The 24993-nt window shown below is 40.1% G+C and carries 24 protein-coding genes and 4 pseudogenes; 23 read left to right on the top strand and 5 right to left on the bottom strand.

From position 1 onward, the window contains the following. Positions 1 to 369: 369 nt before the first annotated feature. Entirely contained in the window at positions 370 to 912 is a 543-nt protein-coding gene (locus tag LIT25_07350) for a DUF420 domain-containing protein (protein USK35134.1), read from the top strand. A 29-nt stretch (positions 913 to 941) separates the two neighbouring features. On the opposite strand, the gene LIT25_07355 is transcribed toward LIT25_07350, so the two are convergent. After that, entirely contained in the window at positions 942 to 1280 is a 339-nt protein-coding gene (locus LIT25_07355; GenBank protein ID USK35135.1) for a hypothetical protein, read from the bottom strand. Next, positions 1277 to 2407 (bottom strand): DNA-3-methyladenine glycosylase, encoded by a 1131-nt coding sequence (locus LIT25_07360; protein ID USK35136.1) that lies wholly within the window; start codon positions 2405 to 2407, stop codon positions 1277 to 1279. The genes LIT25_07355 and LIT25_07360 overlap by 4 nt, the downstream gene beginning before the upstream one ends. 128 nt (positions 2408 to 2535) lie before the next feature. On the opposite strand from LIT25_07360, the gene LIT25_07365 reads away from it, so the two are divergent. The 14 genes and pseudogenes from LIT25_07365 (at position 2536) to LIT25_07430 (ending at position 15033) form a co-directional block, all read left to right on the top strand. Continuing rightward, entirely contained in the window at positions 2536 to 2763 is a 228-nt protein-coding gene (locus tag LIT25_07365) for a hypothetical protein (GenBank protein ID USK35137.1), read from the top strand. A 45-nt stretch (positions 2764 to 2808) separates the two neighbouring features. Next, a pseudogene (locus tag LIT25_07370) lies at positions 2809 to 2962 on the top strand (enoyl-CoA hydratase/isomerase family protein). A gap of 501 nt (positions 2963 to 3463) precedes the next feature. Continuing rightward, positions 3464 to 4288, top strand: a complete 825-nt coding sequence (locus LIT25_07375; GenBank protein ID USK35138.1) for a M55 family metallopeptidase — start codon at positions 3464 to 3466, stop codon at positions 4286 to 4288. A gap of 13 nt (positions 4289 to 4301) precedes the next feature. Then, complete coding sequence (locus tag LIT25_07380) at positions 4302 to 5234, top strand: ABC transporter permease (protein USK35139.1); 933 nt, start codon at positions 4302 to 4304, stop codon at positions 5232 to 5234. Then, positions 5234 to 6187, top strand: coding sequence for an ABC transporter permease (locus tag LIT25_07385; protein USK35140.1), 954 nt, complete (start codon positions 5234 to 5236; stop codon positions 6185 to 6187). The genes LIT25_07380 and LIT25_07385 overlap by 1 nt, the downstream gene beginning before the upstream one ends. A 4-nt stretch (positions 6188 to 6191) precedes the next feature. Continuing rightward, entirely contained in the window at positions 6192 to 7187 is a 996-nt protein-coding gene (locus LIT25_07390) for an ABC transporter ATP-binding protein (protein ID USK35141.1), read from the top strand. Positions 7188 to 7219: 32 nt separating this feature from the next. Further along, positions 7220 to 8836 carry a peptide ABC transporter substrate-binding protein gene (locus LIT25_07395; protein ID USK35142.1) on the top strand — a complete coding sequence of 539 codons (1617 nt, stop codon included), beginning with the start codon at positions 7220 to 7222 and terminating at the stop codon, positions 8834 to 8836. Between the two features lie 45 nt (positions 8837 to 8881). After that, positions 8882 to 9823 (top strand): LD-carboxypeptidase, encoded by a 942-nt coding sequence (locus tag LIT25_07400; GenBank protein ID USK36191.1) that lies wholly within the window; start codon positions 8882 to 8884, stop codon positions 9821 to 9823. A gap of 15 nt (positions 9824 to 9838) precedes the next feature. Further along, positions 9839 to 10942: a dipeptide epimerase gene (locus tag LIT25_07405; protein USK35143.1), complete on the top strand. Its 1104-nt coding sequence runs from the start codon at positions 9839 to 9841 to the stop codon at positions 10940 to 10942. Next, positions 10939 to 11859, top strand: a complete 921-nt coding sequence (locus tag LIT25_07410; protein USK35144.1) for a C40 family peptidase — start codon at positions 10939 to 10941, stop codon at positions 11857 to 11859. The genes LIT25_07405 and LIT25_07410 overlap by 4 nt, the downstream gene beginning before the upstream one ends. After that, positions 11856 to 12866 carry an ATP-binding cassette domain-containing protein gene (locus tag LIT25_07415; GenBank protein USK36192.1) on the top strand — a complete coding sequence of 337 codons (1011 nt, stop codon included), beginning with the start codon at positions 11856 to 11858 and terminating at the stop codon, positions 12864 to 12866. The genes LIT25_07410 and LIT25_07415 overlap by 4 nt, the downstream gene beginning before the upstream one ends. Positions 12867 to 12895: 29 nt before the next feature. Continuing rightward, a complete protein-coding gene (locus tag LIT25_07420; GenBank protein ID USK36193.1) occupies positions 12896 to 13642 on the top strand; it encodes a class A beta-lactamase-related serine hydrolase in 747 nt (248 codons plus the stop codon). A gap of 442 nt (positions 13643 to 14084) precedes the next feature. Continuing rightward, positions 14085 to 14504 (top strand): hypothetical protein, encoded by a 420-nt coding sequence (locus LIT25_07425; protein ID USK35145.1) that lies wholly within the window; start codon positions 14085 to 14087, stop codon positions 14502 to 14504. A gap of 76 nt (positions 14505 to 14580) precedes the next feature. Continuing rightward, the gene (locus LIT25_07430) at positions 14581 to 15033 is read left to right on the top strand and encodes a hypothetical protein (protein ID USK35146.1); all 453 of its coding nucleotides are present in this window, start codon (positions 14581 to 14583) and stop codon (positions 15031 to 15033) included. Positions 15034 to 15622: 589 nt separating this feature from the next. Here the strand turns inward: LIT25_07430 and LIT25_07435 are convergent. Beyond that, positions 15623 to 15826 carry a hypothetical protein gene (locus tag LIT25_07435; GenBank protein ID USK35147.1) on the bottom strand — a complete coding sequence of 68 codons (204 nt, stop codon included), beginning with the start codon at positions 15824 to 15826 and terminating at the stop codon, positions 15623 to 15625. 642 nt (positions 15827 to 16468) lie between these two features. Between LIT25_07435 and LIT25_07440 the strand changes: the two are divergent. The 7 genes and pseudogenes from LIT25_07440 to LIT25_07470 all read left to right on the top strand — a co-directional run bounded on the left by LIT25_07440 (position 16469) and on the right by LIT25_07470 (position 21305). Then, positions 16469 to 17777 (top strand): annotated as a pseudogene (locus tag LIT25_07440) (HAMP domain-containing histidine kinase). Next, positions 17774 to 18460, top strand: coding sequence for a response regulator transcription factor (locus LIT25_07445; GenBank protein ID USK35148.1), 687 nt, complete (start codon positions 17774 to 17776; stop codon positions 18458 to 18460). The pseudogene LIT25_07440 and the gene LIT25_07445 overlap by 4 nt, the downstream one beginning before the upstream one ends. Positions 18461 to 18638: 178 nt before the next feature. Continuing rightward, a complete protein-coding gene (locus LIT25_07450; protein USK36194.1) occupies positions 18639 to 19313 on the top strand; it encodes an ankyrin repeat domain-containing protein in 675 nt (224 codons plus the stop codon). Positions 19314 to 19420: 107 nt separating this feature from the next. Further along, a pseudogene (locus LIT25_07455) lies at positions 19421 to 20059 on the top strand (DUF4822 domain-containing protein). 76 nt (positions 20060 to 20135) lie between these two features. Then, positions 20136 to 20298, top strand: a pseudogene (locus tag LIT25_07460) (IS4 family transposase). A gap of 73 nt (positions 20299 to 20371) precedes the next feature. Further along, the gene (locus LIT25_07465; protein ID USK35149.1) at positions 20372 to 20890 is read left to right on the top strand and encodes a hypothetical protein; all 519 of its coding nucleotides are present in this window, start codon (positions 20372 to 20374) and stop codon (positions 20888 to 20890) included. Positions 20891 to 21020: 130 nt separating this feature from the next. Beyond that, positions 21021 to 21305: an AbrB/MazE/SpoVT family DNA-binding domain-containing protein gene (locus tag LIT25_07470; GenBank protein ID USK35150.1), complete on the top strand. Its 285-nt coding sequence runs from the start codon at positions 21021 to 21023 to the stop codon at positions 21303 to 21305. 882 nt (positions 21306 to 22187) lie between these two features. Here LIT25_07470 and LIT25_07475 read toward each other — a convergent pair. Further along, positions 22188 to 22778, bottom strand: coding sequence for a peptidoglycan-binding protein (locus LIT25_07475; protein USK35151.1), 591 nt, complete (start codon positions 22776 to 22778; stop codon positions 22188 to 22190). A 173-nt stretch (positions 22779 to 22951) separates the two neighbouring features. Here LIT25_07475 and LIT25_07480 point away from each other — a divergent pair, with 173 nt between their 5' ends. Beyond that, positions 22952 to 23287, top strand: a complete 336-nt coding sequence (locus LIT25_07480; protein USK35152.1) for a L,D-transpeptidase — start codon at positions 22952 to 22954, stop codon at positions 23285 to 23287. A 550-nt stretch (positions 23288 to 23837) separates the two neighbouring features. Here LIT25_07480 and LIT25_07485 read toward each other — a convergent pair. Further along, a complete protein-coding gene (locus LIT25_07485; protein ID USK35153.1) occupies positions 23838 to 24839 on the bottom strand; it encodes a hypothetical protein in 1002 nt (333 codons plus the stop codon). Positions 24840 to 24993: the final 154 nt, after the last annotated feature.

A 24993-nucleotide genomic window follows, 5' to 3' on the forward strand; every position in this document is an offset into this window, starting at 1 on the left:
CCTCTTTTTTGCGGCAGGGGAATTGGATTGGGTGGAATTCACTTTTGTTCACATTTATACGGAATTAAGTTGGAAAGTCTCGGAATTAAGTTGAAAAGTATCGGAAATAAATTAGAAAGTCTCGGAATTATTTTGAAAAGTACAGGAATTAGTACAAAACGACCTATGAAATTGCTGAAGCTATTGACAGCAGCCAGCCTACGATTGTGAGAAAGCTGAAGAAGTATGGATTGTGTTTCGAACAGCCTGTCCAATAAAACGCCTCCCGAACCCGAGCAGTTTCAGGAGCATCCTTCATACAATTGTCGAATATTAGAACATAATCTTGTGGTACAATAAAACATATTGAATCATGAGGAGAGAATACTTATGGAAGAAACAGCTCGCACAGTCAAGAGTTATACGGCGATTATCGTCACACTTTCCCTTGTCGTAAATGCGATTATTCTTGGTTTGTTCTTTTTGCCGATCGGCTATGGCGGCGAAGTTAAATTTGATATTCATATTTTTCCGCGGATAAATGCCGTACTGAACAGCTTTACGTTTGTTTTTCTGGTCATAGCGCTTGTCTCCATTATCAAGAAAAATGTGAAGCTGCATAAAGGCTTTATTTTAGCGGCTTTTACTACGACATTGCTTTTCTGTGTGTCTTATCTGACGTATCACTACATGTCAGTTGAAACAACGCGTTTTGGAGGAGAAGGTTTCATTCGAAATGTCTACTTCTTCATTCTGATTACACACAGCTTCCTTGCTGCAATCATTGTTCCGCTTGCCCTGTTCTCAGTTGTCTGGGGCTGGACAGGTCAGCTTACAAAGCACCGCAGGATTGTCCGCTGGAGCATGCCGATCTGGTTATATGTAAGCTTTACGGGTGTCATTGTTTACTTGATGATTTCACCATATTATTGAAAAAGAGCTCAGCTTGCGCTGAGCTTTTTCTATTCGTTTTTTGCAATAAATAGATAATCAGTCTGGGAGATGACGTCCAGTTTCTTCCCTTTTTTCTCGTACGTGGTCATAGCCCCCATCTGATCGATTTTCTTCCAGCCCCAAAGTCTGATGGCAAGCAAATAAGCAGCAGGGAGACCATTCTCCTCTGAAGCGAGTGGCCAGCTGTATTCCTCGAAGAAGGCTTTATCATTAGAAGACTCACTAAGCTTTGCGCTCACTGGTACCGGGAAATCTTCGGCTAATGGGGACGAGTGGTATAAGCCATAGAAATAAATGAGCAGCGCTGCCATCACAGTACAAGCAAGAATAACCCACTTTTTCATCATTGATACAACGACCTCCATAAATAAAATACTGCATACGCTTCCCACCCCTGCCAGCCTTCAGAAAGTTTTACTAGTTCATCCATTGACGGCTTCCGGTCTAAACCCAATTGAGCTTTTATAGCATGATGCAGGCCGACATCTGCAGCAGGAAAAGCAGTAGTGTCCATTAAGCATTTCATCATGACATAATCCGCTGTCCATGCTCCTACACCGCGAATGCTTAGCAGAAGAGACCGTGCTTTATCAGTTTCTAAGCGAAGCAGCTTTTCTTTAGAAAGATTGCCGTTTGCCATCTCTCTCGCAATGCCAAGAATATATTCTGCTTTTCTCGTTGTGAATTGAAGGTTTTGGAGATCTGATATCTCAAGAGATGCGATCACTTCAGGTTTAGGAAAAAGCCACAGCTGTCTTCCTTCAAAATGATGACACTCACTGAACTGTTCGATTAATCTCCTTTTTAGCGTATAGGCAAAATGAAGATTAATTTGCTGGCCAATGATCGCCCAGGTCAATGCCTCAAACAAATCAGGAATGCCAATGATCCGGAGTCCATAATGCTTAGTGACGACGGCTCTTAAAAGTTCATCCTTTTCAGCAAGCTCGTAAAAAGGCTGCATGTCCCTGTCTAAATCAAATAGAGTCCAGATGTATTTGGCTGCTTGTACACGGGTAAACTTGTCAGGTGTAAGATCAGGGAATTCAATGACTAGCCTATCCTGCTTCATTGACACCTTCATCAGCACCCTTTTACCATCGACTTCTATCCATTTGAGCAGAAAACCCTCTTGAACATAGTGAAGGACTTCAGCAGAGGATCTTCCGAGAAACACAAGACATTCACTGAAGGCAAAATCGTTTGGAGGGATTAATTCTATGTAACTCTTATGATCAATCCACTTACTTTGCGGAAAATCAGGAAAACATTTTTTGCAAGAGCGGAATTGCTGGTTTTCAGCATCGGCTGCCGCTTGGAAAAAGATCACATTCTCTGGAAGCGGCTTTTTTGCATGACAGGAGGGTAAACAATAGATTTTCGTGGTTTTTACACCGGTGTAGAATACGCCATCAAACGATTTGTCAGCAGATAGCATCGCTTTTAGCATCGTGCTGCGGGGTAACACTGTCATGATTTCATCCCCTCTCTTTTTAAAAATGATACCACTATTTTACATATTTTTGTATAATGACGTAGATTTCATCACGTTGAAACTTTTCTTATAACAGGTTCCTCTAACATGTGAAAGGAGATGAAAACGTGAGTCATGTACATAAAGTAGAGAAAGCAATAAGAGGAAATGAAGAAGCATTTGAAGAGCTGATTCAATTAGAAAGCTCCAAGTTATATAAAACGGCTTTTTTATATGTCCGGAATAAAGAAGATGCTTTAGATGTTCTGCAGGATACAGTGTGTAAAGCTTTTGTATCAATAGGGAGCTTAAGGCAGCCGGAATATTTTCAGAACATGGCTGACCTAAAATTTTAATCCGCACGGCTTATGAACTTTTGAAGAAAAAGAAAAAAACCGTGGCTGCCTGAGCTGAATTTATCCATCATACCAAGTGCCGGCGGAACACAGCGGCTTGCAAGACTTGTTGGAAAAGGTGCGGCAAATGGATATGATTCTAAGAGGGAAAATCATTGATGCGAAGGAAGCGTACCGAATAGGGCTAGTGTCAGATATTCCTCTGGAAAAATAGTGGTCAAGGGAACAGGGACGTTTAAAGTTATCAGAGAAGCAGAAGGCCTTTAGATGGGCGAAGCTTATGCACGTGAAATTCGGCAGGGAGTCTAAATAACTGTTTTCCGGCAGGCGGAACAAATCTGTCAGAATGGAAAGTGTGCAGATCGGGATATTTGTCCGGGTACCTGCCGGGTGTAACGGGATCTCGGATGAATGGTCATTAAAACCCTTTATAAATAAAGGGTTTTTCGTGCTTGCTGTTAAAATTATTGTCTTTTAAAACTCCTGAAAAATTCATTCTTTTACTCTATCTATTGACTTGAAAGATAGGTTTTCCTGCACATTTAAACTACTAAAATGTGTATTAATTAGGACTTTTTATCCATGGTAAATGAAGTAAAAGTATTCGGGATTTTGTATTTTTATGTAAATGTTATTGTAAAGTAATGATGTTTAATTTATAATTTTAAGAAAATTGGAAATACAAACAGGGGGAATTTGGGTGAAGATATATGTCTCAGTTGACATGGAAGGAATCACTGGACTCGCTGATGAGACACATGTGAATTCATCTAAGCACAATTACGAACGGGGCCGTCAAATCATGACGGATGAAGCCAATTATGTCATCCAATCTGCCTTTAACCATGGTGCAAAAGAGGTCATTGTCAATGACAGTCATTCAAAAATGAACAATTTGCTGATCGAAAGACTGCATCCGGAAACACAGCTGATTACGGGAGATGTAAAACCATACAGCATGGTGCAGGGACTTGATGACAGTTTTTACGGTGCGGTGTTTGTCGGGTATCATGCACGCGCTTCAAAAAAAGGCGTGATGTCACATACGATGATTTTTGGGGTCAGGGAGATCTACATAAATGATACGGCTGTTGGAGAATTAGGTTTTAATGCTTATGTTGCCGGCTATCACGGCGTACCGGTTTTGATGGTTGCAGGAGATGATCAGGCGGCAATGGAAGCGGAAGCTCTCATACCGAATATCACGACAGCTGTCGTAAAGGAGACCATTTCAAGGTCTGTCGTCAAATCACTGACACCTGTCAAAGCAGGAGAGCTGCTCAAAGAAAAGACAGCCCTCGCCATTAAAAACAGAGAAAACGTTAAACCGCTCACTCCTCCGGGCAATCCGCTATTAGCAATCGAGTTTGCCAATTACGGACAGGCTGAATGGGCTGCGCTTATGCCGGGAACAAAGCTTGTTGAAAACAGTACGATTGTCCGCTACCAGGCACGCGACATTCTCGAGGCGTACCGGGCAATGCTCGTGATGACGGAGCTTGCGATGAGAACGACATTCTGTTAGGAAGTGAGAATTTATGAATACATATCTATTTAAACGTCTGCTTTCCATGATCCTTACACTTTGGCTGATCATTACGCTCACGTTTGTCCTGATGCATACAATTCCCGGTTCGCCTTTTAATGAGGAACGCGGGACAAGCGAAGCGGTTCAGCGAAATCTTGAAGCTTATTACCATTTAGATGAACCGCTGCCGGTACAATATGCGATGTACATGAAATCACTTGTCACGTTTGATTTTGGACCTTCTATCAAAAAGTCTTCTCAAACAGTCAATGAGCTGCTCGGCCGCGGCTTTCCGGTTTCCTTTGAGCTTGGAATCGTCACGCTTATTGTAGCTGTCTTTTCAGGAATTGCGCTTGGCATCATTGCAGCGCTCCGCCACAACGGATTCATCGATTATTTAGCCATGACAATCGCCGTTCTCGGGATATCGGTTCCAAACTTTATTATGGCGACCCTATTAATTCAAAATCTGGCTGTTAATTTAAAAATACTGCCTGCTGCAACCTGGTCGAGCCCGATGCACATGATTTTGCCGACACTTGCGCTTGCAACAGGACCGATGGCGATCATTGCGCGTCTAACAAGGTCAAGCATGCTTGAAGTACTTACTCAGGATTACATTCGGACAGCCCGGGCAAAAGGACTTTCCCCTGTCAAAATCGTTTTCAAGCATGCGCTTAGAAACGCACTGCTGCCAGTTGTTACAGTTCTTGGTACGCTTGCAGCCAGTATTTTAACAGGAACATTTGTTATTGAGAAAATTTTCGCGATACCCGGCATGGGAAAGTACTTCATTGAAAGCATTGGAACCCGTGACTATCCGGTCATTATGGGTACGACCGTTTTTTACAGTACAATTTTGATCGTGATGCTGTTCCTTGTTGATGTTGCATATGGGATTTTAGATCCGAGAATTCAATTAAATAAAAGGGAGGGAAGATAATGGAGCTCAAAAAACAGCATGATCCTCATCTTTCCCGGGATATCCCTGATGAGTGGTTTGTTCCGAAAAGCAGGGACAAGCAGGATGCAGAAGCCGTCGTCAGACCTAGTCTTTCCTACTGGCATGATGCCTGGAGAAGACTGCGTAAAAATAAGCTTGCTATGACAGGCTTGCTCTTCTTGATTTTTATTGCGTTTATGGCCATTTTCGGGCCGATCATTTCACCGCATTCGGTCAGAACACAAATTCTGACCGATCAAAATCTGCCTCCGTCGGCTAAATACTGGTTCGGTACTGATGAACTTGGCCGCGACGTCTTTACAAGAACTTGGTACGGGGCGAGAATTTCGCTTTTCGTGGCAGCGATTGCCGCATTAATTGATTTTGCGATTGGCGTTCTTTACGGCGGAATTGCCGGCTATAAAGGAGGAAAAATCGACCATTACATGATGCGTGTCGTTGAAGTCCTGTACGGCCTTCCTTATTTGCTTGTCGTTATTTTGCTCATGGTCGTGATGGGGCCTGGTTTGTTTACCATTATCGTTGCGCTGACTGTCACAGGCTGGATCGGCATGGCGAGGATCGTAAGGGGACAGGTTCTTCAAATCAAAAACTATGAATTTGTTCATGCTTCTAAATCTTTCGGTACGAAAACAAGCAGGATTATCAGGAAAAACCTCCTGCCAAATACAATGGGGCCAATTATTGTTCAAATTACCCTAACAGTTCCATCAGCTATTTTTGCAGAAGCGTTTCTGAGTTTTCTCGGTCTTGGGATTCAGGCTCCGTTTGCAAGCTGGGGTGTGATGGCAAGTGATGCTCTTTCAACAATCTTAACAGGACACTGGTGGCGCCTCTTTTTTCCTGCCCTCTGTATCTCTCTGACGATGTTTGCATTTAACGTGCTTGGAGACGGACTGCAGGATGCGCTTGATCCGAAGCTAAGGAGGTAACATCATGGAAAAAATACTGGAAGTAAACGAACTCCATGTTTCTTTTCAAACATACGGGGGACGTGTAAAAGCGGTCCGTGGCGTAAGTTTTGATTTGCGAAAAGGCGAAACACTCGCAATAGTAGGAGAATCGGGCTGCGGAAAAAGTGTGACTTCTCAAAGCATTATGCGCCTAATTCCTGAACCGCCGGGAACAATTGATGCAGGCTCCATCTTTTTTAAAGGAAAAGACGTAACTAAAATGAAGGAAAAAGAGCTGAGAAAGCTTCGCGGCGCTGATATATCCATGATCTTTCAGGATCCGATGACAGCGCTGAATCCGACGCTGACCATAGGTGATCAAATCATGGAAGGCATTATCCAGCACGAAAGCATGCCTAAAGAAAAGGCAAAACTAAAAGCCCTTGAGATGATGAATCTTGTTGGCATCCCAAGCCCTGAAGCCCGGTTAAAGCAATATCCGCATCAATTCAGCGGAGGCATGCGGCAGCGGATTGTGATTGCGATGGCTCTTGTCTGCGAGCCTGAAGTGTTAATTGCAGATGAACCGACAACCGCACTTGATGTGACGATTCAGGCTCAAATTCTCGATTTATTCCGCGACATTCAGAAGAAAACAGGCGTTTCCATTATTCTGATTACCCATGATTTGGGTGTTGTCGCACAAGTAGCTGATCGAGTAGCGGTTATGTATGCCGGTAAAATCGTGGAAGCAGGATCAAGAAGAGAAATTTTTTATCAGCCTCAGCATCCGTACACAAAGGGACTGCTTCGCTCCATCCCGCGTCTTGACATTGAAGAAGAAGAGCTGATTCCGATCTCAGGTTCACCTCCGGATTTATTTTCGCCTCCAGAAGGGTGTCCGTTTGCTGCAAGGTGTGAGCATGCAATGGAAGTTTGTGATCGTGTGTATCCTTTTACGTCTGCATTGAGCAAAGAGCACCAAGTGGACTGCTGGCTGCAGGACAGCCGCGCATTAGCTGCAGCATCAATGAAATAAACATATAGATCAAGAATAAGAGGGGGAGAACAATGAAAAAGTGGATGGCTATGTTCCTGACTGCATTGTTAGTATTCGTACTTGCAGCATGTACAGCAAATGAGAGTGCAGGAAAAGACACAGAAAAAGAAGAAAAAGAGAAAGAGAAAATTTTGCAGCTGAATAATGGAACTGAACCAACATCATTTGACCCTGTCATTGGATTTGACGCTGTTTCATGGAATGCGCTGAACAACTTAATGGAAGGTCTTACCCGTTTAGGTAAAGACCATGAGCCTGAAGCAGCAACGGCTGAGAAATGGGACGTTTCTGAAGATGGCAAAACGTACACGTTCCACATTCGCGAAAATGCAAAATGGTCAAACGGTGATGATTTAACAGCTGACGATTTCGTGTTTGCATGGAAACGTCTTTTAAATCCTGAAACAGGATCAGGAGCGGCATTTTTAGGCTACTTCATTGAGGGAGGAGAAGCTTACAACAGCGGAACTGGCTCTGCAGATGACGTGAAGGTGAAAGCTGTTGACAAAAAAACATTTGAAGTTACGCTAACCAGTCCTCAAGCATACTTCTTAAGTGTCATTGCAAATCCGGCATTTTTCCCGGTAAATGAAAAAGTAGCTGCGGAAACACCAGACTGGTTTGCAGAAGCTGATACGTTTGTCGGCAATGGACCTTTCTCACTCGAGTCATGGGAGCATGACAAAGAATTTGTGATGAAGAAAAACGATCAGTACTGGGATGCGAAAAACGTGAAGCTTGATGGCGTTCATTGGGCGATCGTAGAAGATACAAATACAGAATACCAGCTTTACCAAACAGGCGAATTGGATACATCAGACGTGCCTGCTGACTTGGCAGAGTCTCTTTTTGAAGAAGGAAAAGCGAATGTAGAAGAACAGGCTGGAGATTACTTCTACCGCATGAACGTAACTCTTGAACCGTTCCAGAATGTGAACATCCGCAAAGCATTTGCAATGGCAGTTGATCAAAAGCAAATCGTTGATTTCGTAACGAAAAACCAGGAAACAGCAGCATACGGCTTCGTTTCACCCGGTTTTAAAGATCCTTCAGGCAAAGACTTCCGCGAGGTAAGCGGCGATCTTGTGAAAACAGATGCAGCTGAAGCAAAAGCATTGCTTGAAAAAGGCATGAAAGAAGAAGGCTATGACAAGCTTCCTGAAGTCACATTAACTTACAGCACAGATGATACGCACAAGAAAATTGCAGAAGCGCTTCAGCAAATGTTTAAAGAAAACTTAGGCGTTGATGTGAAGCTTGCAAACCTTGAAGCGAACGTATTTGCTACCGATCAGAAGGCGTTGAAATTCCAGTTGTCACGCAGCTCTTTCTTAGCTGACTATGCTGATCCTGTGAACTTCCTTGAGAACTTCCAAACAGGACATTCCATGAACCGCACAGGCTGGACAAATGCTGAGTATGATCAATTGATCAAAGACTCAAAAAATGAATCTGACGAAGTGAAACGCTTTGAATTGCTTTACAAAGCAGAAAAGATTTTATTTGAAGAAGCACCGATCATTCCGATCCATTTCTACAACCAGGTTTACCTGCAAAATGAAGATGTATCAGGCATCGTCCGTCACCCTGTCGGATATTTAGAATTAAAATGGGCAGATAAGAAGTAAACCATGCAAAAGGGGTGTTCAGCTGTTTGAACATCCCTTTTCTATATAAAGGAGACTACTAGAATGATAAAACCCCAGGCGTTAAAAAAAGGCGACACAATCGGCATTATTTCCCCGGCAAGTCCTCCAAATCAAGAGAACCTGAAGCGCTCCCTTTCTTTTTTAGAAGAAACAGGTTTGAAATTCAAGCTCGGCAAACATATTGAACGCGAATACGGTTATCTTGCAGGAACAGATGAAGAAAGAGCAGAAGATATTCATACGATGTTTCAGGATCAAGAGATTAAAGCCATCATCTGCGCGTGCGGAGGTTTTGGAACAGCACGCATGGCCTCTCTATTAGACTATGACCTTATTCAAAAGAACCCGAAGATTTTCTGGGGCTACAGCGATATTACTTTTTTACATACAGCCATCAGACAGAAGACCGGTCTCGTTACGTTTCACGGACCTATGCTCAGCTCTGATTTTGGAGAGGAATCCGGTGTTCTTCCGTTAACCAAACAATATTTTCATCAGCTTTTTGAGAACAGCCCGCTAACTTATAATGAATCTCTTTCGCCCCTTGAAATCATGATTGAAGGAAAAGCAAGCGGTGAGCTTGTTGGCGGGAATCTATCATTAATCACAAGCTCGGTCGGTACCGCTTTTGAGATTGATTCGAAAGAGAAGCTGCTTTTAATTGAAGAAATTGATGAAGAGCCTTATGCAGTCGACCGCATGCTGAATCAGCTTTATATGGCAGGCAAGTTAACAGACGCAGCAGGTATTCTCGTCGCTGATTTTCATAACTGCGTTCCTCAAAAACGAAAGAATTCGATACCTCTTGATGAAGTGCTGGCTCATTACATAAAACTTTCTGGCAAACCGGCTTTAAGAGGGTTTAAAATCGGACACTGCAGTCCTAATATCTCTGTTCCGCTTGGAACACATGCAGAAATGAATACAATCGAAAAGACAGTTGTAATCGAAAGCGGGATTCTTTAAAAAGGGTGGATGTTTATGAAAATCGAAAAAGTGGAAACATTTCGGGTGGCTGTCCCTCTGACAAAGCCTTTTAAAACGGCACTCCGGACAGTTGTGACAGCAGAATCCGTCATCTTAAAAGTGACGTGCGAAAGCGGTATTACCGGCTGGGGAGAAGCGCCGCCGACACTTGTCATTACGGGTGATAGTCTCTCGAGTATAGAAGCCAGTATTCATCAAGTGCTGAAGCCGTTTTTAATCGGCAAAAATCTATTGAACTACGAAGTTATTTTCCAGGGAATACAATCGGTCTTAGCAGGCAATTCAAGTGCAAAAGCCGCAGTGGACATGGCCCTTTATGATTGCCTTGCCAAGCATAGCAGACTGCCCCTTTATCAATATTTAGGCGGTTATAAAGATAAAATGGAAACAGATTTTACCGTCAGTGTAAATGACGTGCGGGAAATGGGAGAAGATGCGGCTTCCTATATTCAAAATGGTTTTAATGTTTTAAAGGTGAAGGTTGGGCTAGGTGACAGTGCTCTGGATATCGAACGGATCAGGGAAATCAGAAGCCGTGTCGGTTCAGAAATTAAAATCCGCCTTGATGCTAACCAAGGATGGAAGCCAAAGGAAGCGGTCACTGTAATAGGCAAAATGGAAGACCTTGGCTTGAACATCGAATTAGTTGAGCAGCCAGTGAAAGCTCATGACATTGAAGGATTAAAGCAAGTAACTGATACCGTGGAAACGCCGATTATGGCGGATGAAAGTGTGTTTACTCCGAAGCAGGCCTTTGAAGTGCTGAAAACGAGAAGTGCAGATTTGATTAACATTAAATTAATGAAAGCAGGGGGCATCTATCAAGCTGCCATGATCAATCAGCTTGCTGAAATATGCGGGGTTGAATGCATGGTTGGAAGCATGATCGAAACGCGAATCGGCATTACCGCAGCCGCTCACTTTGCAGCAGCCAAAAAGAACATTACACGTTTTGACTTCGACGCCCCGCTCATGCTTGCAAAAGAAATTGTAGAGGGCGGAGTCCGGTATAACGGAAGAAAAATGACATTTTCAGAAGGAAACGGGCTTGGAATTTCAGATGTTCTTGTAAATGACGGGGAGGTTTCTGCAAAATGACAATAAGAAAAGGAAGAGTTGCGGTATCCGTTGCAACCATATGGACGTCAAAGGATTCCCCGCGTGATTTGGATGAAAAAGCAGTTGTGAATCCGGCTGACATTGAATCATGGCTGAACGGGCTAACATATGAAACGAGTCTTGCTTTATGTAATGAAAATCGGATTCAGACTCAGGCTTTGCTTGGAGAAGAAGTATGGATCATGGACGAACAGGATGGCTATGCACATGTCATTATTCCCTCTCAGTCCTCTTCAAAGGATGAAAGAGGGTACCCGGGGTGGATGCCGCTTTGCCAAATCGAGCTGAATGCAGAATCACTGCATGGTCCTATCGCAATTGTTCAAAGCAAAAAAACCATGCTTTATTCTGAAGATGACACACCTCAATTTGATCTAAGCTTTCAAACCATCTTGACAGTTCTAAAAGAAGAAACAGAGTGGATTGAAGTAGAAACTCCATATGGCAAAGGGAAACTGAAGGCAGCGGATGTTTCCCTTTATGAAGCTTTTGAAAGTGTTCCGAATGGATGCGGTCAGGACATTGTGGCGGAGGGCGAAAGATTCATCGGTCTTCCTTATCTTTGGGGCGGAATGAGCAGCTTTGGATTTGATTGTTCAGGGTTCAGTTACACCATGTGCAAAGCAAATGGATACATGATTCCAAGAGATGCCCATGATCAGGCTGCTTCAGGGGGAAAAGTAGAGCTTGACGCGATTGAGCCTGGCGATTTATTGTTTTTTGCGTACGAAGAAGGGATTGGAAACCTTCATCACGTAGGCATTTATTACGGAGACGGCAAGCTTCTTCATTCGCCAAACACCGGGAAGTCGATTGAGATTCTTGATATGGCCGGAACCATTTATGAAAAGGAATTATGTGCAGCTAGACGCTATTGGCTAAAGACGGAGGGATAACAGTGGAGAATTTGCTGGAAGTACGAAATTTAAAGAAACATTTTCACCTTGGTAAAGGGGCAACGCTAAAAGCAGTAGACGGCATTTCATTCACAGTGAAAAAAGGGGAAACGTTCGGCATCGTCGGGGAATCAGGCTGCGGAAAATCAACTGCCGGCAGGACCATTCTCGGCTTATACGATCAGACAGAAGGAGAAGTATTATTTAACGGCAAAAACATCCATGAATTAAAAGGAAAAGACAAATTTGCCTACTATCGTCAGATGCAAATGATTTTTCAGGATCCATATGCATCATTAAATCCGCGGTCAACTGTCCTTGAGATCATCTCTGAACCGATGGAAGTTCACGGCATGTATAAAAATAAGCAGGGCCGGACGGAAAAAGTGCATCAGCTCCTTGAAGATGTGGGTTTAAACCGTGATCATGCCAACCGCTATCCGCACGAATTCAGCGGCGGCCAAAGACAGCGGATCGGTATTGCCCGCGCACTTGCCCTTGATCCGGAATTCATTATCGCAGATGAGCCGATTTCAGCTCTCGATGTTTCCGTGCAGGCCCAAGTTGTGAATCTAATGAAGCGCCTGCAAAAAGAAAAGGGACTGACTTACCTTTTTATTGCGCATGATCTGTCCATGGTGAAGCAAATCAGCGACCGCATCGGGGTTATGTATTTAGGCCACCTTGTCGAGCAGACCGCAAGCAGCGAGCTTTACAAAAAACCGCTGCACCCTTATACGCAGGCACTTTTGACTGCAATTCCAATTCCTGATCCGGATGTAGAGGATAAGCGGGAGCGCATTATCCTGCAGGGCGAGCTGCCGAGCCCGATGAATCCGCCGAGCGGCTGTGTATTCAGAACACGCTGTGCCTATGCGATGGAAGCCTGTGCTTCTAAAAAGCCCGTATGGCAGGAAGTAGAGGAAAATCACTTCGTTGCCTGTCATTTATATGACCGCAGCATCATGGGCGATCAGGATTTTTCTCAAATCGCAGCGACGAAGTGACGGGTTTTGGACAGAGGCTGCAAAAAGTGATGGAACGCTGTCCTGGAAGAATAGGTCTCTCACTAGATCTTGATGGGAAAATCTTCGAACGGGACAGCCGCGGAATTTTTTCATCGGCGAGTCTGATTAAACTTCCCATCCTGCTGACAGCTTTTCATCAAAAAGAGCACGGTATTCTTACTTTAGAAGAAAAGGTGAAAATGTGTGAGATTGAAAAAACAGGCGGAGCCGGTGTCCTGCAGTCTTTTTCAGATGATGCTGTCTTAACCATTTTAGATTTGCTTTCATTAATGATTGTCGTTTCTGATAATGCGGCGACAAATTACATGATTCATAAAGCCGGAAGAACGGCAATAAGCGCATATATAAAGGAACTAAACCTTAAAGGCACTGAGCTGAACCGGGATATGATGGATTTGGAAGCAATCAAAAACGGTTTGAATAACTGGACAACTGCAGATGACATCCTGAAGTGCCTGAAAGCAATCGGCGTGGAAGGCTTCCTCTCCGCAGCAAGCAGAAAACAGATGGCAGACATCCTTCAAAAGCAGCAATTCACAGACAAGCTTCCCTATCATATGGATAAGGAAAAGGTATACGCAGGCAACAAAACCGGAGAGCTTCCAGGCATTGAGCATGACTGTGCGATCATCCGCTTTGGCGATCGAACGGCCTATATCGCCGTGCTGATTGATCAGCTTCAGAATAAGGAAGAAGGCAGAAGGACAATCAGTGAAATCGGGAAGCTAATTTATGAAGAGCTTATAGACATGTAACAAAGGTCGCACTGTTTATGGATAAGCAGTTCAAATAACTTAAAAACAACTTGTAAAACGAGTATGAAATCGCAGAGATTTTTGCTCGTTTTTTTATTGTCTGCATGATTATCGGATTAAGCGAAGGCGTCTTTTTTCATTTGAGCCAAAAAGTTGAAGGAGGTATTTAGTCAATGATAAAGAATCTTTTAAAGGAAATCGCTTTCAAAATCTAAGTGAAAAGTACGGAATTAATTAATGTGAATAATGAATATTCAACAATTGGGGCAATTACTCAAATAGGTATAATATAAAATAATAGAGGAAGTTCAAAAGAGAAACTAAATAGTAAGATGATCTTATCTAAATGCTATATAATTGATAGACAAATGGAGAGTATGACATTATAAAATAATTGAAAATAAGCTAATTATTACTGAGAATTTTAGCAGGGAGAGATAAGATGCTATATATATGGGATATTGAGAAAATAATTAAAACGACACTACATGAGCACAGTTTAGATATTAATTATGAATTTGATAATAATCTGCCTGCACCTATGAGTTTTAACGTCTCGACAAATACGATTAAATTTAATTATCTTCAAATAAACGGGTATAGAGGGAAGGTAAGAATTAAAGAGTCGGATGAAAATTTTGTGAAAATCATTCTTTATCATGAGATTGGCTATTATTTAAGTTTTAAGAAAAACAAACATGATTTAAGAACCCTGATCTATGGTGACGATGAAGAAAAAGAAAAACTTATGTCTGAAATAGAAACTAACGCTTGGGAATATGGGAGAACATTGGTACCTGAACACCTATTAGAGTCATATGACAAAGTGCGTGAATTAGATAAAATGCTGTTAAAGAGATAATAATTGAATAGATTCTGGACTGTAATTAAAGCAGAATGGGGGATACTAACCAAACAAATTAGAAGAGGTGTTATATATGAAACAATTTGCTTTGGCATTATTCTTAATTTCTATTTTTGCAATGAATCCTTCTCAAACAAATGCAATCAGTATGCCTTGCAGTATGGTTTTAGAGCCAGTAGATGAAAATATGAAAAATGCAAAGGGAACAGCTTTGATCTATAAAGTTCAACTAAATCCGCCTAGTTTTGCTCGAACGAATGTGAGTATACTTGCTGTTCACCTCCCCGAACCGTCTTCCTATGGGAATTACGACAGGTATGAAGGATTTGCCTTTATACCTGGTGAAATAAGTTGGCGTTTTAGGCTGTACCCTACCCCTGAAGAAGATAGTCCAACCTGGGCAGGTAGATTTGATTTAATAACAGCAAGGATGAAAAACGCAGAAGTTCAGGTTAGACTTTCTAACTCTAAAACCGAAAAATTGGGACCAAGTGTATTAACGAAGCCTATTACATACTGTAAATGATGTTTTAACAAATCGGGGGCTTTTATGAAGTAAGAATTATAAAAAATTATAAGGCTAATGGCATAATATAAATTCCGGAATAGATAATGCAGCTTATTCTGAACAATTAGTGCTTTCCAAGGAAGTCTCCCTTTGATTTCTCTGCGTCTCCACAATAAAACCTGCAGCAGGATGATTGCACCTGCTAGACAGCGGAGAAACACAATTCTCCATACACAAGCTGGCGGAAGCAGCCATTTCATAAAAACAAAAGATAAACCCCAAATTAAACGAAGCCCGATTAAGGCTCCAAACAGTCGAAGCATGATCTGCCTCCTTTCTCCAATCTCATTATGGCAAATTTTAATGAAAATTTCATTCTGAAATCTTGCTCTCTTATTTTTACTGATGCGACAAAATGAAGGGATTGAGTTGGCTAAGAAAGCAAACAGGTCCTAAAGGAAAATTTAGAGGAATGGGATATAACTGTAATTCTCAGAAAAATAACTGAGAGTTTATTTGATTTTTTAAGGTTTAAAACTATTGTTTGAAATTAATCCTATGTAAAAATGATAAAAACGCCAGATAAATGGCGTTTAACCTTTATTCTTTATTGATATTCTCGATTGTTTTTTGTGTTGCCTGTTATATTGTTTGCAACTTTTTTAGTTGCATCAACAGTATTCATTGCAATATTTTCTGTTGTTTCTAAAGCATTATGCACTGTTTCAAATGCAGAGCCTGCTGTGTTCTTAATGCTCTCTGCAACACTATTGTCATTTTGTTGATTTTGATTATTTCTTTGATTAGTCATAAAGTTTCACCTCCTAAACAGGATTAGGATATGTATTATATGACCAATTATTCAGAGAATCTATCCGAATAAATATTTTCTCCTAACGAGTGCGATACATGAAAAACATACGTTTATTCAATTATCGGGCAGCATTCCTGTAATGGAGAAAAATGAGGTTTGAACAAAAAAATAACCTCTTGGTATGATATGAGTGTCCTGAAGCTGGCCAGCGAAAAGGACAAATCATATATACCAGGAGGAGCCATTAGGACTCAGCTCCTTCATCGTCCTCAATCTGGCGCTTTAATGGAACAACGAAAAAAACCTAATTTCTCAATTTTAATTTTGAGAAATTAGGCTTTTTAATATTGGAATTTCCTTATAGTTGTAATTTCGCATTTCCTGACGATACCCTGCGTTGGTTTATCTACAACTCAACAGGCATTAATTCTCTACAGAATAAAGCATCACTTATCATAAGGTGTTTAGAAATATTTCACACGTATTTTAGAAAGTTTTAATATTTGTGTGATATGGTTCTTTTAACTTCTTAGAAAAATGAGCTTCTTTAATCTGGATAGTGTGGTTTGCAAAGGTATCTGCCATGCAAAGAATAAAGAATGATCCAGTGAAAATTTTATAACAGAGTGAGTGGAAAAGATGTCAGTTAAAATGAGGTTTCTGTTGTCTTATGTTGGGGTGATCCTTTTTTCTATCACTTTATTATTGGCAGCTGGTTTTTTAATTATTTTTGCCATAACTGGTGATGTAAAATCTATAGAGCATCTTTACAAAAAAACGTATGTTCAAAACCTTTAACAACAGTAGAAGAAAGTGTGTTTCTCGATTTAAAGCTAAATCCCTTCCCGGTTTTGAAGAAACAAACATCAATACGCGAGATACGATTAAAATCAATGACTACTTTTTTACGTATGTGAAGTTTGATTTTTATTTTTCGGATAAAAGTGAAGGGAGTATTTTTGTATTAAGAAAGGCAAGTTCCTATGCAGAGCTCATTCGAGAATTGTTTCCAATATTATCAGGACTTTTGCTATTACTGTTTATTATGATTATTGGTACGTTAAACTATTTAGTTTCACGAAGCATTATTAAGCCTATCTCAATTCTTAAAGATGGTACTGAAAGAATAAAATCAGGAGATTTAAATTTTGAAATCAAGGCTATTTCGAATGATGAAATCGGACAATTAAATAGGGCCTTTGAGGAAATGAGAATAAAATTAAAAGAATCCGTAAATCTTCAGCTTAAGTATGAGGAAAATCGAAAAGAGCTTTTGTCTAATATTTCACATGATTTAAAGACACCAATTACTTCGATTATTGGATATGTAGAGGGGATTAAGGATGGTGTAGCAAATACCCCTCAGAAAATAGAAAAGTATTTATCAACTGTGTACTTAAAAGCAAAAGACATGGATTCATTGATTGATGAACTGTTCTTATTTTCCAAGCTGGATTTAAAAAAAGAACCATTCAATTTTGAAACTGTCGAACTGGTAAAATATATGAGAGACTACGTAGAAGAACTTAATCTGGACTTACTTGAGCAAGAGATTCATATTGAGTTTCATCTTTTGAATAACCCGATCTACGTGTTAGCGGATAGAGAGAAATTAAAACGAGTATTGGCCAACTTAATAAGTAATTGTGTGAAATATATGAACAAAGACCAAAAGAACATATCTATTTCTCTGCATGAGCGATTAGGTAATGTAGTTGTACAAGTAATAGATAATGGGCAAGGTATTGAACGTTCTGCTTTACCATATATTTTTGATCGTTTTTATCGTGCAGAACAATCGAGAAATTCTCAGACAGGCGGAAGTGGTTTAGGACTTGCGATCGCAAAACAAATTATTGGGGAGCATGAAGGGGAAATCTGGGCTACTAGTGAATTAGGTAAAGGTACAAGTGTATTCTTTTCTCTAAAGAAAGGTGAAAAAATGTGAAAGAAATATTACTTATAGAAGACGATATTAGCATTGCGGAATTGCAAAGAGATTATTTAGAAATAAATGATTTTCGTGTCGATATTCAACATACTGGTGATTCAGGGCTTCAATATGCCCTTAAAGAAAATTATGATTTAATCATCCTGGACATCATGCTGCCAGGAATAAATGGATTTGAGATTTGCAAACAACTACGTGCTGTTAAAAACATTCCTATTTTGCTTGTATCCGCCAAAAAGGAAGATATCGATAAAATTCGAGGTCTTGGTTTAGGAGCAGACGATTATATTACAAAGCCTTTTAGTCCAAGCGAACTGGTTGCTAGAGTGAAAGCACATTTAGCGCGCTATGAACGTTTAGCAGGAAATCAAACCAATTCAAATACGATTTTCGTTCATGGAATATCGATCGATAAGTCAGCACGAAAAGTTTATCTTAACGGAGAGGAGGTTCCGTTTACGACAAAGGAATTTAATTTGATCGTGTTTTTTGTGATGCACCCGAACCAAGTATTAAGCAAAGAGCAGCTTTATGAAAAGATTTGGGGGCTTGAGTCAGCTGCAGATGTTTCAACGGTGACCGTCCATATTAGAAAATTACGAGAAAAAATCGAAAGAGACCCTGCACGTCCGAAATTCTTGGAAACCGTCTGGGGAGCAGGATATCGCTTTAATGTTTAACGAACGTTTTACACCGTCAAACTGTGGCGGGATTTTTTTTTATAAACATTAAGAAATTTTTTGTATAAGTTTAGCATTTTTTAAGAAATTGTTTAGAAGGAGTTTATAACTAAGTACTAACATAGTTTAAGACGAATCAGAATGTAACTGAAAAAGGAGGAAACCGGGTGTGTATTATATGTGGAAGTGGCTGGCAGTAGTTATAGGCTGCATACTTCTGCTACAAGGGTGTGCCTCAATTGACAAGGGGGGAGAAGCAGTGAACGGGAAACTATTTCAATCAGCAAAACGTGGAGAGACGGATACCGTAATAAGACTGATTAAGGAAGGGGTCAATATTAATGCACAGGACTCAAATGGACAAACTGCCACTATGATCGCAACTTATAATAATGATGTCAAAACTGCAAAAGTACTTATCGAGGCAGGGGCAGATGTCAACATTCGAGATGAAATGAAAAACAATCCCTTTCTGTATGCTGGTGCAGAAGGATATATAGATATCCTAAAGCTTACAATTAAAGCAGGTGCCGATCCGACGATTACTAACAGGTATGGAGGAACCGCTTTGATCCCTGCTTCTGAACATGGATATGTGAATGTCATCAAAGAACTTCTTACTAATACAGATACTGATGTTAATCATGTCAATAATCTTGGTTGGACGGCTTTACTGGAAGCTATTATTTTGAATGATGGAGACGAAAAACAGCAGCAAACAGTGCAATTGCTTATAGATTATGGAGCAGATGTGAACATACCTGATAAAAATAATGTAACTCCTTTACAACATGCACGTGAGAAAGGGTTTAAAGAGATTGAAAAGATTTTGTTAAAAGCAGGAGCAAAATAGCCAGATTTTATAAGATTCCAATCAGTACAATCAAAACCGAACAACAACGATAAATAATAGACACTAATGTCGATAACACTAAATTTATTAAATAAGGAGACGACAAAATGAACAAAAAAGCAAAAATAATATCATCAATCCTGCTCGGATTCACATTAGTAGTAACAGGGTGGAGCGCAAACGCCCAAGAATATCATAGTAGACAAAAGCAAGAACAAGCTGTTAAAGAGAAAAAGCAAAATAATTTAACCAAAGGACAGGAAATGGCCAAAATTCTAAGTAGTACAAATTGGCAAGGTACGAAAGTTTATGATAAAGACAATAATGACTTAACAGAAGAGAATGCAAACCTTGTTGGTCTTGCGAAATATGACAATGAAACATCGAGATACGAATTTTTTGATAAATCGACGAAAGAAAGTCGTGGAGATTTAGGAACATTCTTTATCACTAATGATGGGAAGGTTAGAGTTTTAATTTCTGAATCAATGGGTTACCAAGCTGTTGTTGAAATAACAGAGCTAAATAAAGATATGTTTACCTATAAAAGAATGGGTAAAGACGCTAATGGTAAAGATGTAGAGGTGTTTGTTGATCATATTCCTTATAAGGAAACAGAACTTTCCTTTACTGAGCCAGATAAGACGTTGAAAACAAACACAGGTGAAGTAGTTACAGACATCGATGGCGATAAAATTTTATCTGGAACCCTATGGCAAGGAACAGTGGCTTTAGATGAAAACGGCACAATTAAATACCCCCCAAAACGAAAAAAATACGCTATTCTTTCTGTAGAATCATAGAAAAGGATGGCGTTTTTTGATGGATATTTCAGATGAGTTACAGCTTTTTTCTCAAGAGCTACAACGGCACCTAGCACCCCAAGCTCTTCAAGAGCTTGCAATAGAAGCCGGGTTTACAAAACGTGAGTAAGTATCAATCTCAGGAATTAGTAGCACTTTGCGTGTGGCTGAGTCAAAAAGTTCCAAAGCGGCCAAAAAGGAACAAAACTTTAGAGACCCTAAATTTATTCTTGGTTTGTAAGAAAGGAGATAGATATGAAACGGTATATCATCATTGGCTACACTGTTTGTATCCTTCTAATCGGGTATCTATTTTTCCATACAGGTCAATTAAAAGAGGAATTATCTGTTGCCCGATCGGATGTAAAGCAATTACAAGAAAAAAGTAAAACGAACGGTCAATCACCAGAAGCTCAGCAGGAAGAAGAAGCCCTTACAGTAGCGGAAACGTTTATAAACAACTACTACGTTTTTAAAAATGAACCTGATAAAAAAAAGGTCGAAGCATTATTAACCGAAAAAGCTAAAGAAGTGATCTTGTTTGAAGGCGATTCCGAGGTGAATTTTGAAGGAAGCAATGTTACCTCCAATATTGAGAACTTGAAGCTTTATAAGGGTGATTCCACTGACAACCGAATACAGATTCTTGCTTCCTTCAGCAATGTTATTATGGCGAATGAGATTGCTAGCAAATCCCTCTCCTATGCAACACTTGATCTGCTTAAAGACGGCGGTACATGGAAAATTGACGATATAAACATTGCTCAATACTAATTAAGAATGATTGGTTATTTAGGGTGTTGGAGAAACGCTCTGACTTGCAATTAGATATACATTTAATGAATAATGGTACTTAAATTGCAAGAAATAAAGAACAAAATTGTGAAAATGAAGGGTGAGTAATATGAAAAGAACAGGCATAGTCAGAAGAGTTGATGAACTTGGTAGAATTGTGATTCCGATGGAGCTTCGTAGAGTACTAGACATTGATGTAAAAGATGCACTAGAAATTTTTGTAGATGAGGATGAAATCATTTTAAAGAAATATACAGCCAATAATGCTTGTGCAATTACTGGAAGGGTATTGCCTGAAAATAAAACATTTGGCAACAGTAAGATTGTTTTAAGCCCTGAAGGAACTAAGTTATTGTTTCAGGACTTACAAGATTATGTTGAAGTGAAAATCTAGTTGTTCGGATTTTACCAAAATAACAGCTGGCTGCAGGAACAAATTCGTCCAGGAATTTGTTTGAAAAGACGAACGTTTTTTCTTGTCCAGCTTTCCGGAATTGTTTTAAAGGCGAACAATCAAAAACCATGGACTCTGTCCAAACCTGCTGGGGAACTCTTCCCCAGACCCCCCTTTAATCCAACTCCCCCAACCCCTCAATCCTTGAGGGGCTCCCTCGCCGGTAGGTAGGAACAAACGGTTGTTTGTTCAATGCCAAGAGGGTTTGGGGTCAAGTGAACCTGTCAACTCCTTAAATTCCTTCCACTCCGTTTCAGTCAGACATTTACCGTTGACAGGGGCGTTTATTTGGCTCTCTAATGTATTTTAAGTGATTCCCTTAGCTTACTATTCGTTTAGAAAAAAACACGCCTTAGAATGGAAAATAGAAAGATTTTTTTCTTTAAGGGGTACAGTCCCGAAAATGCGGATTTACAACGATAAGAGCTGACCGAAAAAACAACACGAAATATGGGGTCCAGACAGCAAAACGCGGTAAACGTACGCGAAAATGGGGAAGAGCGTCTGAATTTATTTTAAAGAATTCGGCCTAAAGTCAATTTTAAGAAGTTAGACAAAAAGCCAAACCCAGTATTATCAAGGGTTTGGCTCTCAGTCGTTTTTTATCGATTATGCATGATTTTATACATCGTTGATTTATCAACGTTTTTCCAGTTGTTGAATTTTTTTCTTTAATTCGGCTATTTCCTTATCCTTATCAGTAATTGATTATTACCTATCCCTTTTGAAGCCATTTCTTGATGTAATAACACGTGTTTAGCCAAAAGAAAAGCCCCCGACTAGTCTGGGACTTCCTTTCAGTGATTCATATAAATCAAGTTTCTATCTTGGTTTTGATTCCACAACATCTCCATTTTGATACACATCATAGAATCCGACCGTTCCAGTACCTCCGCCATCAATTAAATCTTGACTTTGTGCTTTCAAAGAATAAAATACTTTTCCATCTGAGTCCTTATGAAGCACACCATCGCTACTAAACACTAGATCATCATTATCTAGGGCTTCCTCTGCATAAGTAATCGCTTTTTCTACTGGAAATATGACTTCTTGGTGTTCATTGAACATAGCAGTCCATGTCTCCACACCAACAATTCCATCAACAGCTAATCCATGCTCGGACTGGAACTGGCGCACTTGTTCATCTGTTTGCGCTCCGAACAGTCCATCCACTTCGGTTTCAAAACCAGAATGGTTTAACGTTACTTGAACGAATTCAACCTCTATACCTGCACTTCCTTGCTGCAAGGTAGGCTGGTGTTCAGGTGCTACATTCAAAATGGGTTCAAGCTCAGGTGGTAACTCTGACATTTGAACCGATTCATTTTCTGAGGATGCGTCTGCGGTTTGAAAGGGAAGTGGCGAGGCCACAAGTGCAATCGCGGATATTGCTACTAACCATTTTTTTTTCATCAAACTCTCCTCCTTGACAAGGTGAGTATAAAGGAAATAATTTCCAATAACAATAGACCTTTCTTACTAATTTTGGTATTTTTCCTTATAGGGGTCCAGACATGACACTACCCCTTAATTAACAAATGCCTGAGTTACTTCATACAATATTCAAAAAAATGGAGTTGATCTTCATGGCGAGACGGATTGACGTATCTACATCAAAACATCAATTAAAACTTTTTGATGGAAACAGGCTTATAAAAGCTTACCCAATTGCAGTTGGGAAAATATTGTCACCAACACCTTCTGGGACATACACGATTATCAATAAACAACTCCATCCACCCGCACGATTTGGAGTGCTTTGGATGGGATTGTCAAAACCTCATTACGGTATACACGGAACAAATAACCCAGCTTCAATCGGTAAGAATGTCTCACATGGATGTATTAGAATGTTTAATCATGATGTTCTAGAATTATCATCTAGAGTTCCAATTGGTACTAGGGTTTCTATTCATAAATGACTCTGTTAATCTTGTACCCTTTACTACATAGTTTGTGTCTAATGTGTAGCTTCATCAGCTTTTACCGAAAAAACGAGAGAAAAATCCCTTGTTCTCCTTTTTCGGCTCTTGCTCTTGAGTTGCAGCGATCATTTTTTGATTATCCTCCTCTTGGTCAATAAACCAATTAGGGGTCCAGACAGAAAAACGCGGTAAACGTACGCTAAGAGTTGTGTTGCATTAATTTTTTTGTATTTCAGGTAAATTGTGTTGCGTAAAAGCGATAAATGGCACTTTTTCAGCTATTTAATGCAACATAATTGTATTTATGTTGTATAGAATGAACAGCCTTAGCGTATAAAAAAGCCTTTGTTTTAGGTATTTTAATCCTTAGCGTACGAAATCTGCGCTTTGCTGGCGGTACCCCATTTATCTTTTGCGATTTGTGTGACTTGAAGTTGGAAATTCAGATGTATATCATATACAAACCTACTTAACATAATGAAACTTATCGGCATTAAAAAAGGATCTTTGATTAAAGATCCTTTTTTAATGTGCCTATAAAGATTATTTAAACTTTTCCACACTTTGAACATTTACCCCTGGTTTGCTTTTGATAATTCAAAGTAGCTCCAGTAATCGCTATACCCAGCAACAACCATCCTCCATATACCATAGATACTAGCAAACCTGTGTCATCGAAATTCATTGGCCCATCGGCAAGACCTAATACCTCCATAAGAGATCCCAATATTGCCAAAAATCCCATTGAAACTGTCATGGATGCAGTAACCCAACCTCCGGTGATTAGAATGAATCGAGGAACTTTTTTCCCAGAAATAAATGGTACCCAGCTAGGAAAAATACGCCCCCATTTTTGTACAAGAGCAAGACAAAGTAGTGCACAAACGCCAAATACTATTATTTCTCCATAAGCAGAATGTTGATTGAAATTTTGGCCACCTCCTAGGGTTCCACCGAAGGACCAATAAAGTTTTAATAAAGGATATGGAAAAGTTAGTATAAATGCAGCATAGCCGAACCATTTATGGTCAGGTTGGATTTTCACCGAAGGACCTTGACCACATACAATACATGCCCCTCGGGATATACGTTGAAAAGAGATGGTCGCTGTAGCAAGCAGTATGGCAGCTATGAGACTAATCGTTCTGGTTGCGAACCCTGGCCAATCTACGACAGGTGGCAAGCCTGGTATTCCAAGTACAGCAGCTGTTCGCAAAGTGTCAAACACAATACCACCTGAAGACCAGACTAATAAAAAACAAGTTCCCCATGTGCTAATTAGCAAAAGAAAACGTGGAATTAAACTTTCACGCTGCCAGTTAATAGATAGTGCCATTGTAATCATTCCCAAGATTGAAGCAAATACCGTAATTTCTACTGGAGCAAATCCTATTGTGTAATCCGGTGCTTCAGGAAAAAAGGATTTCAATATAATTAAGAATAGTGTGATAGAACATGCTCCAATTGCAGTCCAAGCTTTAATATTCGATTGAACAATCTTGGTTTTACCGTTCACTTTGGTAATTTCTCCTCGATCGAGATTAATCATTAATGAAACACCTCATTTTATCTTTCAAGACTGTTACCAATCTTTTGCTTTTACCAAATTCCTTTACTTCTCAGTTAAAGTTTATATAAACATTTCATTTGTTAACACAGTCTCAGGAAGTAATTTCCAATACATCTGTGGTCTTAATTGGCTT

This window comes from Bacillus sp. F19, assembly GCA_023823795.1.
In the GTDB taxonomy this organism is placed as follows: Bacteria; Bacillota; Bacilli; order Bacillales; family Bacillaceae; genus Bacillus_P.